At 72.1% G+C, this 13,673-nt stretch carries 9 protein-coding genes; 6 read left to right on the plus strand and 3 right to left on the minus strand.

Translation table 11 applies throughout. From position 1 onward, the window contains the following. Window positions 1–52: 52 nt before the first annotated feature. From SY2F82_RS06560 to SY2F82_RS06580, 5 genes are all read left to right on the plus strand, one after another. A complete protein-coding gene (locus SY2F82_RS06560) occupies window positions 53–931 on the plus strand; it encodes a deoxyribose-phosphate aldolase (RefSeq protein WP_200418009.1) in 879 nt (292 codons plus the stop codon). An 87-nt stretch (window positions 932–1,018) separates the two neighbouring features. After that, window positions 1,019–1,903: a 5-deoxy-glucuronate isomerase gene (gene iolB, locus SY2F82_RS06565; RefSeq protein WP_200418609.1), complete on the plus strand. Its 885-nt coding sequence runs from the start codon at window positions 1,019–1,021 to the stop codon at window positions 1,901–1,903. Next, window positions 1,903–3,777, plus strand: coding sequence for a 3D-(3,5/4)-trihydroxycyclohexane-1,2-dione acylhydrolase (decyclizing) (gene iolD, locus SY2F82_RS06570; protein ID WP_200418010.1), 1,875 nt, complete (start codon window positions 1,903–1,905; stop codon window positions 3,775–3,777). Before iolB ends, iolD begins: the two co-directional genes overlap by 1 nt. A 33-nt stretch (window positions 3,778–3,810) precedes the next feature. Further along, on the plus strand, window positions 3,811–5,304 hold the full coding sequence (locus SY2F82_RS06575; protein ID WP_200418011.1) for a CoA-acylating methylmalonate-semialdehyde dehydrogenase: 1,494 nt from the start codon (window positions 3,811–3,813) through the stop codon (window positions 5,302–5,304). Window positions 5,305–5,383: 79 nt separating this feature from the next. After that, window positions 5,384–6,184: a GntR family transcriptional regulator gene (locus SY2F82_RS06580; protein ID WP_200418610.1), complete on the plus strand. Its 801-nt coding sequence runs from the start codon at window positions 5,384–5,386 to the stop codon at window positions 6,182–6,184. A 10-nt stretch (window positions 6,185–6,194) separates the two neighbouring features. Here the strand turns inward: SY2F82_RS06580 and SY2F82_RS06585 are convergent, their stop codons facing one another. Further along, a complete protein-coding gene (locus SY2F82_RS06585; protein WP_200418012.1) occupies window positions 6,195–7,349 on the minus strand; it encodes a Gfo/Idh/MocA family protein in 1,155 nt (384 codons plus the stop codon). A 110-nt stretch (window positions 7,350–7,459) separates the two neighbouring features. Between SY2F82_RS06585 and SY2F82_RS06590 the strand changes: the two genes are divergently transcribed. Next, window positions 7,460–8,461 (plus strand): LacI family DNA-binding transcriptional regulator, encoded by a 1,002-nt coding sequence (locus SY2F82_RS06590; RefSeq protein ID WP_200418013.1) that lies wholly within the window; start codon window positions 7,460–7,462, stop codon window positions 8,459–8,461. A 28-nt stretch (window positions 8,462–8,489) separates the two neighbouring features. Here SY2F82_RS06590 and SY2F82_RS06595 read toward each other — a convergent pair whose 3' ends face one another. Next, on the minus strand, window positions 8,490–10,940 hold the full coding sequence (locus SY2F82_RS06595; RefSeq protein ID WP_200418014.1) for a SpoIIE family protein phosphatase: 2,451 nt from the start codon (window positions 10,938–10,940) through the stop codon (window positions 8,490–8,492). A 216-nt stretch (window positions 10,941–11,156) separates the two neighbouring features. Beyond that, the gene (locus SY2F82_RS06600) at window positions 11,157–13,562 is read right to left on the minus strand and encodes an MFS transporter (RefSeq protein ID WP_374707131.1); all 2,406 of its coding nucleotides are present in this window, start codon (window positions 13,560–13,562) and stop codon (window positions 11,157–11,159) included. Window positions 13,563–13,673: the final 111 nt, after the last annotated feature.

A 13,673-nucleotide genomic window follows, 5' to 3' on the forward strand; every position in this document is an offset into this window, starting at 1 on the left:
CGAGGCCTCTCGCACGCGGCCCCACGGCCGCCACCCCTGAACGGAGCCTGTCTTGAGCATCAGCATCCCCGACCTCGCCACGGTGCGCGCCCGGCGCCCGGAGGCGATCGCCGAGGCCGCCGCCCGCCGTGTCCGCCGCCCGCTCATCGGCGACAGCGGCCGCCTCATGATCGTGGCCGCCGACCACCCGGCCCGTGGCGCCCTCGGCGTCGGCGATCGCCACCTGGCCATGGCCAACCGTGCCGACCTGCTGGAGCGCCTGTGCATCGCGCTGTCCCGGCCCGGCGTGGACGGGGTGCTGGCCACCGCGGACATCCTGGAGGACCTCCTGCTCCTCGGCGTCCTGGACGACAAGGTCGTGATGGGCTCCATGAACCGCGGCGGCCTCGCGGGCGCGTCCTTCGAGATGGACGACCGCTTCACCGGGCACCGCGCCGAGGACATCGAACGGCTCCGCTTCGACGCGGGCAAGCTGTTGCTGCGCATCGACTACGACGACCCGGGCTCCCTGAAGACCCTGGAGTCCACGGCCAGAGCCGTGGACGACATGGCCGCGCGCCGGCTGCCGCTGTTCATCGAGCCGTTCATATCCCGGCGTGTCGACGGCCGGGTGCGCAACGACCTGAGCGCCGAGGCCGTCACCCGGTCCATCGCCATCGCCTCCGGCCTCGGCGGCACCTCCGCCTACACCTGGCTGAAACTGCCCGTCACCGACGACCCCGACGACATGGCCGAGGCGCTGGAGGCCTCGACGCTGCCCGCCGTGCTCCTCGGCGGCGAGGTCGGCAAGGACCAGGAGGGCGCCTACGAGAAGTGGCGCAAGGCGCTGCGCCTGCCCACCGTGCAGGGGATGGTCGTCGGCCGGTCCCTGCTGTACCCCGCGGAGGGCAGCGTGGAGACCGCGGTGGACACCGCGGTCGGACTGCTGTGACACCGCCCCGAGCCCCCCGCCCGAACGCCACGACGCCATGAACGTCCCGACGCCATGAACGTCCCGAACGCCACGAAGAAGGGCATCATGACCACCGCGCACCACCTCCCCGCGGGCAGGGCCGCAAGCGGCGCCCACGCGGTCGACGTCACCCCCGAGTCGGCCGGCTGGGGCTACTCCAGCCTGAAGGTGCTCGAACTGCCGTCCGGCGGCTGGCACTCCTTCGACACCGGCGACAGCGAGTGGATCGTGCTCCCGCTGTCGGGCTCCTGCACCGTCGCCGTGGGCGGTGACACGTTTCGACTGCACGGCCGCGAGAGCGTGTTCAGCGGTGTCAGCGACTTCGCGTACGTGCCGCGCGACGCCCAGGTCTCGATCGCGTCCCGCGACGGCGGCCGCTTCGCGCTCACCGGTGCCCGCTGCGAGCGCCGGCTGCCCGCCCGCTACGCGCCCGCCTCCTCCGTCCCGGTCGAGCTGCGCGGCACCGGCAACTGCTCCCGCCAGGTCAACAACTTCGGCGCGGCCGGCGTGTTCGAGTGCGACAAGCTGATCGCCGTCGAGGTGATCACGCCGGGCGGCAACTGGTCGTCCTTCCCGCCGCACAAGCACGACGAGCACCGGCCCGGCGAGGAGTCCGAGCTGGAGGAGATCTACTACTTCGAGTTCGCCGCCCACGAGGGCACACCCGGACTCGGCTACCAGCGGGTCTCCCCCTCCGGCCACGGCACCGGCACGGACGTGCTGGCGGAGGTGCGCGACGGTGACGTCGTGCTCATCCCGGACGGCTGGCACGGACCGTCCATGGCCGTACCCGGCCACGACATGTACTACCTCAACGTCATGGCGGGCCCCGACCCCGGCCGCGCCTGGCTGATCTGCGACCACCCCGACCACGCGTGGATCCGCGACACCTGGCCGGCCCAGCCGGTCGACCCCCGTCTCCCCCTCTACACGGCACCGGAGAAGCCCTGATGAGCAGCACTACCCGCCGTCTGACCGTCGCCCAGGCGCTGGTGCGGTTCCTGTCCGCGCAGTACACCGAGCGCGACGGCGTACGTCACCGCCTGATCGCCGGCACCTGGGGCATCTTCGGCCACGGCAACGTCGCCGGCATCGGCCAGGCGCTGCTCGAGGCCGGCGAGGGCACCATGCCCTTCCACCAGGGCCGCAACGAACAGGCCATGGTGCACGCCGCCGTGGGCTACGCCCGCCAGCTCAACCGGCTCTCCGCGCAGGCGGTCACCACCTCCATCGGCCCGGGCGCCACCAACCTGGTCACCGGCGCCGCGCTGGCCACGATCAACCGCCTGCCGGTGCTGCTGCTGCCCGGCGACTACTTCGCCACCCGCGCCGCCGACCCGCTGCTCCAGCAGCTGGAGCACCCGGTGGAGGCCGATGTGTCGGTCAACGACACGCTGCGCCCGGTCTCCCGCTACTTCGACCGGATCACCCGCCCGGAGATGCTGATCCCGTCCGCGCTGAACGCCATGCGGATCCTCGCCGACCCGGCGGAGACCGGCGCGGTCACCCTGGCCATGCCGCAGGACGTGCAGGCGGAAGGCTTCGACTGGCCGGAGGAGTTCTTCGCCGAGCGCGTGTGGCACGTACGCCGCCCGGCCCCCGACCCGTCGGAGCTGGCGGAGGCGGTGCGCGCGATCCGTGAAGCCGAGCGCCCGCTGATCGTGGCGGGCGGCGGCGTCCACCACAGCGAGGCCGAGGAAGCCCTCAGGGCGCTGGTCGCCGCGACCGGCATCCCGGTCGCCTCCACCCAGGCCGGCAAGGGCTCACTGCGCCACGACCACCCCGCCGACCTGGGCGGGATCGGCCACACCGGCACGGCGGTCTGCGACGACATCGCCCGCACCGCCGATCTGGTCATCGGCGTGGGCACCCGCTACAGCGACTTCACCACCGCGTCGAACACGCTGTTCCAGAACCCCGGTGTGCGGTTCGTGAACCTCAACATCACGGCCTTCGACGCCCACAAGCTCTCGGCCCTCACCCTGGTCGCGGACGCCCGGGCGGGCCTCACCGCGCTCGCCGAGGGCCTGGCAGGCCACCGGGTGAGCGAGGCGTACGAGGCCGAGTACCGGGCGGGCAAGGAGCGCTGGGAGCAGGTCGTCGAGGCGGCCTACCGGGCGGACGACGAGAGCTCCGTGCCGACCCAGACCCAGGTCCTCGGTGCCCTGGATGCGGTCGTGGGCGACGACGACGTGGTGATCAACGCGGCCGGCTCGCTCCCCGGCGACCTGCACAAGCTGTGGCGGGCCCGCTCGCCGCGCCAGTACCACCTGGAGTACGGCTACTCCTGCATGGGCTACGAGATCCCGGCCGGCATCGGCGTCCAGCAGGCCGCGCCCGGCACGGCGGTGTGGTCGCTCGTCGGCGACGGCACCTACCTGATGATGCCGACGGAGATCGTCACCGCGGTCCAGGAGGGCCTGCCGGTCAACCTGGTCCTGATCCAGAACCACGGCTACGCCTCCATCGGTGGCCTGTCGGAGGAGACCGGCGGCGAGCGGTTCGGCACCGCCTACCGCTACCGGGCCGCCGACGGCACCTTCACCGGGGCCCCGCTCCCGGTGGACCTGGCCGCCAACGCCGCCAGCCTCGGCATGGACGTGCTGCGCGCCAAGACCGTACGGGAACTGCGCGACGCGCTGGCCGCGGCGCGCGCCTCCGACCGGCCGACCTGCGTGTACGTCGAGACCGACCCGACGCCCACCGCTCCGCCCGCCGAGGCCTGGTGGGACGTGCCGGTCGCCGAGGTCGCCACCCGCGAGGCCGCCGTGTCCGCCCGCGAGCGCTACGACCGGCACGCCGCCGACCGCCGACGCCACCTCTGACTCCCCGCTGAACGAAAGGTCCCACACCGCACCATGAAGACCATCACCCACTGGATCGGCGGCAAGCCCGTCGAGGGCACCTCGGGGCGCTTCGGCCCGGTCTACAACCCGGCCACCGGCGCCCAGGAGAAGCAGATCGCGTTCGCCACGGTCGATGAGGTCGACGCCGCGGTCGCCACCGCCAAGGCCGCGTTCGAGAGCTGGGGACAGAGCTCGCTCGCCAAGCGCACGGCGATCCTCTTCAAGTTCCGCGAGCTGCTGGACGCGCACCGCGACGAGGTCGCCGAGTTGATCACCGCGGAGCACGGCAAGGTCCACTCCGACGCGCTCGGCGAGGTCGCGCGCGGCATGGAGATCGTGGAGCTGGCCTGCGGCATCTCCGAGAAGCTGAAGGGCGAGCTGTCCACCCAGGTCTCCACCCGGGTCGACGTCGCCTCGATCCGCCAGCCGCTCGGCGTGGTCGCCGGCATCACGCCGTTCAACTTCCCGGCGATGGTCCCGATGTGGATGTTCCCGATCGCCATCGCGACCGGCAACACCTTCGTGCTCAAGCCGAGCGAGAAGGACCCGTCGGCCTCCTACCGCCTCGCCGAGCTGCTCGCCGAGGCGGGCCTGCCGGACGGCGTGTTCAACATCGTCCAGGGCGACAAGGTGGCCGTCGACCGGCTCCTGGAGCACCCGGACGTCGCCGCGGTCTCGTTCGTCGGCTCCACCCCGATCGCCAAGTACATCCAGCTCAAGGCGGTCGAGCACGACAAGCGCGTGCAGGCCCTCGGCGGCGCCAAGAACCACATGCTGGTCCTGCCGGACGCCGACCTGGACTTCGCCGCCGACCAGGCGATCAACGCGGCGTACGGCTCGGCGGGCGAGCGCTGCATGGCCGTGTCCGTGGTCGTGGCGGTGGGCGACACCGGTGACGAGCTGGTGGCGAAGATCGCCGAGCGCGCGAAGAACCTGCGCATCGGCCCCGGCAACGACCCGGCCTCGGAGATGGGACCGCTGATCACGCGCGAGCACCGCGACAAGGTGGCGTCGTATGTGACGAGCGCGGCTGAGCAGGGCGCCGAGGTCGTGGTCGACGGCACGGGCTACTCGGTCGAGGGCCACGAGAACGGCTTCTTCATCGGTGTCTCGCTGCTCGACAAGGTGCCGGCGACGGCGGACGCGTACAAGGACGAGATCTTCGGCCCCGTCCTGTGCGTGGTGCGTGCGGAGACGTACGACGACGCGATCAAGCTGGTCAACAGCTCCCGCTGGGGCAACGGCACCGCGATCTTCACCCGGGACGGCGGCGCGGCCCGCCGCTTCCAGCTTGAGGTGCAGGCGGGCATGGTCGGCGTCAATGTGCCGATCCCGGTGCCCGTCGGCTACCACTCCTTCGGAGGCTGGAAGGACTCGCTCTTCGGCGACCTCCACATCTACGGCAATGACGGCGTCGCCTTCTACACCCAGGGCAAGGTGATCACCACGCGCTGGCCCGACCCGGCCGACGGCGGCATCAACCTCGGGTTCCCCAGCAACTCCTGATGAGAGCGGCGGCCGGTGCGGGAGCGGGCGTGTGGCCTCCCGCACCGGCCGCGCTCTCCCTGATTGTCAGGACAAGATGATGACAAGTGTTCCGGTCAACCAGTCGGCCGCATATTCTCCCCCTGTGACCCCTTCCACGCCCGACGCCCTCGATTTCGCCCTGGACCGCAGCAGCCCGGTCCCGCTCTACTACCAGCTGGCGCAACAGCTGGAGGCGGCGATCGAGCACGGGGTGCTGGGCCCGGGCAGCCTGCTGGGCAACGAGATCGAGCTCGCCGGGCGGCTCGGCCTGTCCCGGCCCACGGTGCGCCAGGCCATCCAGTCGCTGGTCGACAAGGGCCTGCTGGTCCGCCGCCGGGGCGTGGGCACACAGGTGGTGCACAGCCAGGTCAAGCGCCCCCTGGAGCTGAGCAGCCTCTACGACGACCTGGAGTCCGCGGGACAGAAGCCGGCGACCCAGGTGCTGCGCAACGAGGTGGTGCGGGCATCCGCCGAGGTCGCGGCCGCGCTGGGGATCGCCGAGGGCGGCGAGGTGCACCACCTGGAGCGCCTGCGACTCGCCCACGGGGAGCCGATGGCGTTCCTGTCCAACTACGTGCCGGCGGGCCTGCTGGACCTCGACACCGAACGGCTCCAGGCCACGGGCCTGTACCGGATGCTGCGGGGCGTCGGCATCACCCTGCACAGCGCCCGGCAGACCGTCGGCGCCCGCTGCGCCACCGCCGAGGAGGCCGAGCGGCTGGGCGAACCGGAGGGCGCGGCCCTGCTGACCATGCAGCGCACGGCGTACGACGACACCGGCCGCGCCGTCGAGTACGGCACCCACATCTACCGCGCCTCGCGCTACTCCTTCGACTTCCAGCTGCTGGTGCGGCCCTGACCGGCCGGGCTCACGCCAGGTCCACCCAGCCGCGCCGCTCGGCCGAGCGGCTCATGGCGTCCAGGGCGGCGGCGCTGTGCACGGCGTCCTCGAGGGTCGGGCCGTGGGCGGTGCCTTCCGCGACGGAGCGCAGGAAGTGGTACGCCTCGATGACCTTGAGGTCGTCGTAGCCCATGCCGTTGGCCGAGCCGGGCTGGAAGGCGCCGTACTCGCCGTGCCCGGGGCCGACGTAGAGGGTGCTGACGGGCTGGTCCTGGTAGGCCGTACCGCGGCTGACGCCGAGTTCGCCCATGCGGCGGAAGTCCCAGAAGAGGGCGCCCTTGGTGCCGTGGACCTCGAAGCCGTAGTTGTTCTGTTCCCCGACCGAGACCCGGCTCGCCTCCAGGACGCCGCGGGCGCCGGAGGCGAAGCGCAGCAGGCAGCCCACGTAGTCCTCGTTCTCCACGGGGCCCGGCTCGCCGCCGGTCGCTCGGGTGTGGCCGGCGGTGGCTCCGGTGGGGCGGGCGCGTTCGGGGATGAAGACGGCCGTGTCGGCGGCCAGTGACTCGATCTCGCCGAGCAGGAAGCGCGCCAGGTCCACGCCGTGCGAGGCGAGGTCGCCGAGGACTCCGCTGCCACCGCGCTCCCGCTCGTACCGCCAGGTGAGGGCGCCCTCGGGGTGGGCGGCGTAGTCGCTGAAGAGGCGGATGCGGACGTGGGTCACGGTGCCGATCTCACCGGAGGCGATCAGTTCGCGGGCGGTGGCGACAGCGGGCGCGCCCCGGTAGTTGAAGCCGACCGTGCCCTGCACACCGGCCTTGGCGACGGCGCCCGCGACCGCGCGGGCGTCCTCGGCGGTCAGGCCGACCGGCTTCTCGATCCAGATGTGCTTGCCCGCCTCGGCCATGGCGACGCCGATCTCGCGGTGCAGGAAGTTCGGGGCGGCGATGCTCACCGCCCGCACCCGTGGATCGGCGGCGATCTCACGCCAGTCGCGGACCGCGGCGGCGAAGCCGTACTGAGCGGCGGCCTCCTCCGCCCGGCCTGGAACTTCGTCGGCGACGGCGACCAGTTCGGGGCGCAGGGGCAGCTGCGGGAAGTGGTGCGGCAGGCGGACGTACGCCTGGGTGTGCACCCGCCCCATCCAGCCGAATCCCACGACGGCGACGCCGAGCGTACTCACCATGACTGCCCCTCTTTGGACCGTTCCAGAACGTGCGCGGCCCACACTGGAGGGCAGGACCCCACTTGTCAATCCCTTTGACAAGCGCGTCCACCGTATGGAACGGTCCAGACATGAGACCGCCGACGATCCGCGATGTGGCCGAACGGGCCGGAGTGTCGAAGTCGCTGGTCTCCCTGGTGCTGCGCGGTTCCGACCAGGTGCGCCCGGAGAAGCGGCGGGCGGTGCTGGCCGCCGTCGAGGAGCTGGGGTACCGGCCCAACGCCGCCGCACGCAGCCTCAGCGAGCGCCGCACCCGCACGGTCGGCGTCCTGCTCAACGACATGCGCAACCCCTGGTTCGTGGAGCTTCTCGACGGCTTGAACTCCCGGCTGCACGACGCCGGTCTGCGCATGCTGCTGGCCGACGGCCACCTCAACCGGCGCCTCGGCGAGGACCTGACCCGCACCTTCACGGACCTGCGGGTCGACGGACTGATCGCCGTCGGCACCCTGCCGCCCTCCGAGGCACTGCGCCAGGCCGCCGCCCGGGTCCCCACCGTCGTCGCCGGGGCCCGCGAGCCGGAACTGCCCGCCGTCGACATCGTCGCGAACGACGACGAGCACGGCGCCCGCCTCGCCACCGAGCACCTCATCGGTCTCGGCCACCGTCGCATCGCCCACATCGCCGGGCAGGGAGTGGTCGGCGCACTGCGCCGACGCAGTTTCGAGACCGTGATGCGGGAGCACGGCCTCGAGGACTCGGCCATCGTGGAACAGGGCGACCTCACGGAGGAGGGCGGCTACCGGGCCGCGGTCCGCCTGCTCAGCGCCCGCCCACGGCCCACGGCCGTCTTCGCATTCAACGACATCGCCTGTGTCGGCGCCCTCTCGGCGGCGGAGGAGCTGGGGCTGCGGGTGCCACGCGACCTGTCCCTCGTCGGCTACGACAACACGTACCTCTCGCGCCTGCGGCACCTGTGGCTCACCACGGTGGACAACGGCAGCCACGACGTGGGCCGCCGCGCCGCCGGGCGCCTCCTGGAGCGCATCGCCGACCCTGCCCGCCCGGCGGAACTCGTCCTGACGACACCGGCGCTGGAGGTGAGGGGGACGACGAGCGGGCCATCGTCCTGACACATGGCTTGCGGACCGCGGCGGCCGGTCAGCGTCGCGCAGCGCGCGGCAGCGTCAGTTCGAACCAGACCGTCTTTCCCGCGCTCGTCCGGCTGGTCCCCCACTCGCGGGCCAGCGTGCTCACCACGCGCAGGCCGCGACCGGACTCGTCACCGGGTCCGGCGCTGAGCAGCGTGGGCAGGGTGTGGTCGTCGTCGTCCACCTCGCACAGCAGGGTGTCGCCGCGCACGAGCCGCAGTTCGACGGGGCGGCCGTGGGAGTGCCGTACGGCGTTGGTGACCAGTTCGCTGACCATCGACTCGGCGTTGTGGGCGAGCGCGTCGAGCCCCCACTCGTGGAGCTGTTCACGGACCACCGCGCGGGCCCGGCCCACCTCGACGGGGTCCAGGGAGAACCGCCATACGGCGACGTCCTCGGGTCCGATGCCGGCCAGCCGGGCCATGAGCAGCGCCACGTCGTCCTTGCGGCCGCCGCACGTGTTGAGGGCACGGATGATCGTGTCGCAGGCGTCGTCCATGGAGGCCGCCGGGTGCGCGGCGGACTCGCACAGCGTGGCGAGCCCGACACCGATGTCCTCGCCGCGCACCTCGACCAGTCCGTCGGTGCACATCACCAGCCGGTCGCCGGGCGACACCGGCACCCGTACCGACTCGAACGGCACCCCGCCGACGCCGATCGGCGCACCCGTGGGCAGGTCGAGCAGTTCACTGCGCCCGTCCTCCGCGCGGACGATCACCGGTGGGATGTGGCCGGCGTTGGCCAGGTGCAGTTCGCTTGCGATCGGGTCGTAGACGGCGTACAGGCAGGTCGCGAGGTAGGTGTCGCCGAGCCGCTGGGCGAGGTCGTCGAGGTTGCGCAGCAGTTGGGCGGGCGGCAGGTCGAGCGCGGCCATGGTCTGCACGGCCGTACGCAACTGGCCCATCATGGCTGCGGAGTTGAGCCCGTGGCCCATGACGTCGCCGACGACGAGGGCGGTGCGGGCGCCGGGCAGTTTCACGGAGTCGAACCAGTCGCCGCCGACGCGTCCGAGCAGGGTGCCCGGCAGGTAGCGGGTGGCGATGTCGCAGCCCGTCATGCGCGGTGCGATGTGCGGCAGCATGCTGTCCTGGAGGGTCTCCGCGACGTTCTCCTGGTACGTGTACATGCGCGCGTTGTCCAGCACGAGGGCCGCACGGGCGGCGAGTTCGGCACCCGTGACACGGTCCATGTCGTTGAACTCGGGACGCTCCGGATGGCGCATCAGCGCCATGAAACCGAGGACCACCTGGCGTGCTTTCAGGGGCACGATCAGCATGGAACGGTGAGTGATGAGGGGCCGGATGTCACGCTTGTCGAACTGGGAGGCGATGGCGTGCCCCATCTCCTCGCTGATGCGCGGGATGACGACGGGCTCTCCGGTGGTCATGCACTGGAAGAAGGGCGTCTGAGCCGGGAACGGCATGGCCTCGCCGACCGGCACGACGTCTTCCCAGCGGCCCGGCTCGTCGGTGTGTTCGAGGGCGACCCGGTGCCACATGGTGGTGGTGTCGGGCACGCCGTCGGGGAACCCCTCGCCGGCGACGACCTGTTCGCGCAGATACGTGCAGGCCACGTCCGTGAACCGGGGCACCACGGCCTTGCTGACCTCGATGATGGTCTGCGCCAGGTCGAGGGAGGTGCCGATCTTGCCGCTGACCTCGTTGAGGAACTCCAGCCGCTCGCGCACCGCGGCGTACTCGAGGTCCTCGCCCTCGTCCTGAACGTCCTGCGGCACCGGCCGCCCGGCCGCCACGGCGCGCGCCGCCCGCTCCCGGCGCGCCCTGCGCTCCGCGCGCCGGGGCACGCCCCAGTCAGGGGTTACGGGCACCCGGTCGTTCTGGCTGAACTCCAGGATCGGATAGCCCAGTTCGAGGACCTGCGAGACGATGCGGGCGCTGTCGCCCACGCTCATGCTGGGCAGGATCTCCGGCAGCCTGCGGGCGAGTTCCTCCGCGCCGGGGAAGTCGGTGTGCAGGGCGAAACCGGGCGCGATGCGCTCGACCGCCATGCCGTCGTCCTGGTGATGCAGCGCGCCCGCGTCTGCGGCCAGCACCAGCAGCCGTTCCGGGCCCGGACCCACCAGGGGGTACGCCCACCACAGCACGTCCACGCGCTCGGTGTCGGGCACGGAGAGCCGGGCGCGCCCCGCGGCCGGGTACGACAGCCGCCCGTCGAGCGAGGACTCCAGGCCGGGGCCGAGTCCGTCGTACGCCACGTAGGCCCCGTAGGGCCCGGTGTCCTCGCCTCCGGGCAGGGCGCCGGAGACGGGCAGCAGATCGACGGCGGGCCGGCCGAGCGCGTCCTCCCTGGGGATGCCGAACAACCTTCGCGCACCCCGGCTCCAGTGCGAGACCAGCCCCTCGCGGTCCACCACGATCACGGCCAGCGGGATACGGCCGGCCGTGGCGTACTCCACCGCGCCGTGCCCGGCCGAGGCGCCCGTCTCGGTGCCATGGTCCATGGCCCAGGCCCTTTCTCCGCGCTTGCAAGATCTGTGCCGCCACCAACACGGTAGGGCCCCGACTGGTTGGGATGTGCAGCATTACGCGAATTGGTCCCATGGGGGCGCGGAGGCGCGCCTGAAGGGGCGCGGAGCGGTGGCATTCTGCGCTCCGCCGCGCCGGCGCGACCAGCCACGAACAGCCCGCGGCCGACAGACCTGTGAGCCGCCGGCCCCTCAGTCCTCATGCCCCAACTGCAGGTCTCGCTCGGTCCGACCGCCCCCGGCGACCTGCAACACCGTGGCCACCGGCGGGTACCCGGCCGCGATCACCGTGTACTCCCCCGACGACAGATCGACGAATCGATAGGTCCCGTCGGCCCCGGTGGTCAGCGTGTCGACGACGTTGCCCGCGGCGTCCAGCAGTGTCACCCGCGCGTCCTCGACCGGCCGTCCGTCCCCCGCACGGACAGTGCCCCGCAGCACCGCGCCGCCCGCGAGTTCGACGTCCTGTCGGGTCTCGCGCGAGGCTTGCACGGTGACGGGGAGCGCGGCCGGGCGGAATGCGGGGGCGCTGGCGGCGAGGGTGTACTCACCGGCCACCAACTCGGTGATGACGTAGCTTCCCTCGCGCCCGCTGCGGGTGGTCGCGACCACCTCTCCGTGCACGTTGGTGAGCGTGACGGCGGCGTCGCGCACCGGGGTGCCGTCGGCCGTGACCACGCTGCCCGCCAGCCGGCCCGCGCCGCCGAGCACGACGTCCAGTTCGACCGGCCGCTCCCCGACGGTCACCGAGACGGCCTGCGGCTGGTGGCCGCCGGCCGCGGCGATGAGGACGTAGGACCCGGAGCCGGGTGTGGACAGCGCGTACCGCCCGTCCTCGCCGCTCGCGCCCCGCCCGATCTGCACGCCCGCGACGTCGATGAGGGTGAGCGCCGCGCGGGGGACGACGGTGCCGTCGGGGTGCTGGACCGTGCCGCACACGGGCACGCCGGCGGCGTACGGCGCGCGCGCCTGCGGGACCTGGGCGGAGGGCGGGCAGTCGGCTGGGGCGTTGTGGGACACCAGTGGTTTCTCCTTGAGGAAGAAGGCGATGAGCAGGCCGAGGACGATGACCGGGACGAGGTAGAGAAAGATCCGCGGCATGGCCTCGGCGTACGCCTCGATGTACACGTTCCGCAGCGTCGGCGGCAGTGCGTGGACGAGTTGCGGCGTGATGGACTCGGGGTCGGGCAGACGGGCGCCCGCGCTCGCCGGGAGGCGTTCGCGCAGGGCGTCCGAGAGCCGGTGGGCGAACAGGGTCCCGAAGACGGCGGCGCCGACGCTGCCGCCGATCTGCCGGAAGTAGTTGTTGGCGCTGGTCGCGGTGCCGAGGTCGGCCGGGCGGACGGAGTTCTGCACGGCGAGGATCAGCACCGGCATCACCAAGCCGATACCTGCGCCGAGGACGGCCATCCAGACGCTGTACTCCAGCCGGGGCGTGTCCACGTCGAGCCTGGACAGCAGCCACATGCCGATCGCGGCGAGGACGCTGCCGAGGAGCGGGAAGGCTTTGTAGCGGCCGGTGTGGCTGATGAGCTGGCCGCTGATGATCGAGGCGCCGACGATTCCGGCCATCATCGGCAGCATCAGCAGCCCGGACTCGGTGGCGCTCGCCCCGTCGACCATCTGCAGGAAGGTGGGCAGGTAGCTGGCGGCGCCGAACAGGGCGACGCCGATGACGAGACCCACGAGGGCGGTGACGTTGAAGACGGGGTCCCTCAGCAGCCGCAGCGGGATGAGGGGTTCGACGGCGAACCGCTCGACGACCAGGAAGAGGACGCACCCGAGGGCCGCACCCGCGCCGAGGCCCAGGATGACCCGCGAGCCCCAGGCGTACTCGGTGCCGCCCCAACTGGTCAGCAGCACCAGGCAGGTCGACGTCGCGGCCAGCAGCAGGGTGCCGAGGACGTCGAGGCGGGCCTTGACGGTGGGTCTCGGCAGTTTCAGCACGGCCGTGACGACGGCGAAGGTGACCAGGCCGAAGGGCACGTTGACGTAGAAGCACCAGCGCCACGAGAGATGGTCCGTGAAGTAGCCGCCCAGCAGGGGCCCGGCGACGGAGGCGAGACCGAAGGCGGCGCCGATGATGCCCATGTAGCGGCCGCGTTCGCGGGGCGGGACGATGTCCGCGATGATCGCCTGCACACCGATCATGAGGCCGCCGGCGCCGATGCCCTGGATCGCGCGGAAGGCGATCAGCTGGTCCATGGTCGACGCCCGGCCTGCGAGCGCCGAGCCGACGACGAAGACGCCGATCGCGAACTGGAAGACGCCCTTGCGGCCGAAGAGGTCACCGCACTTGCCGTAGACCGGAAGGCCGACGGTGGAGGTCAGCAGGTAGGCGGTGATCGCCCAGGACATCCGGTCCAGGCCGTGCAGCTCGCCGACGACCTTGGGGAGCGCGGTGGCCACGATCATCTGGTCGAGGGCGGCGAGCAGCAGTGCGAGCATGAGCCCGACGAACACCAGCCGGATCCGGCGGGGGCCGAGCTCCACGGGCGGTTCGGGCGGCTCGACGCCGACCGGCTCCCTGTGCGCGTCCGGGACCACGGACAGCACGGCCCGCTCGTCGTCCACGTCCACCGCAGTCGTCCCGCCCACCTGGCGCTCCCCTCGTCGCGTCCGCGCCGCCCATTTCTCGCATTGCGCGACAACAAGGATCAAGCGCGACGAGTCGCCCGTGAAACGGGCCGCGGAAGGTATGCGCCGGTC

The sequence above is a fragment of the Streptomyces sp. Y2F8-2 genome (assembly GCF_014905555.1).
Classification (GTDB): domain Bacteria; phylum Actinomycetota; class Actinomycetes; order Streptomycetales; family Streptomycetaceae; genus Streptomyces; species Streptomyces cynarae.

What these genes read in the sequence shown, in the direction of transcription:
- iolB (WP_200418609.1), top strand. Translation starts at nt 1,019, where the DNA reads ATGACCACCGCGCACCACCTCCCCGCGGGCAGGGCCGCAAGCGGCGCC.
- iolD (WP_200418010.1), top strand. Translation starts at nt 1,903, where the DNA reads ATGAGCAGCACTACCCGCCGTCTGACCGTCGCCCAGGCGCTGGTGCGG.
- SY2F82_RS06575 (WP_200418011.1), top strand. Translation starts at nt 3,811, where the DNA reads ATGAAGACCATCACCCACTGGATCGGCGGCAAGCCCGTCGAGGGCACC.
- SY2F82_RS06580 (WP_200418610.1), top strand. Translation starts at nt 5,384, where the DNA reads ATGACAAGTGTTCCGGTCAACCAGTCGGCCGCATATTCTCCCCCTGTG.
- SY2F82_RS06585 (WP_200418012.1), bottom strand. Translation starts at nt 7,349, where the DNA reads ATGGTGAGTACGCTCGGCGTCGCCGTCGTGGGATTCGGCTGGATGGGG.
- SY2F82_RS06590 (WP_200418013.1), top strand. Translation starts at nt 7,460, where the DNA reads ATGAGACCGCCGACGATCCGCGATGTGGCCGAACGGGCCGGAGTGTCG.
- SY2F82_RS06595 (WP_200418014.1), bottom strand. Translation starts at nt 10,940, where the DNA reads ATGGACCATGGCACCGAGACGGGCGCCTCGGCCGGGCACGGCGCGGTG.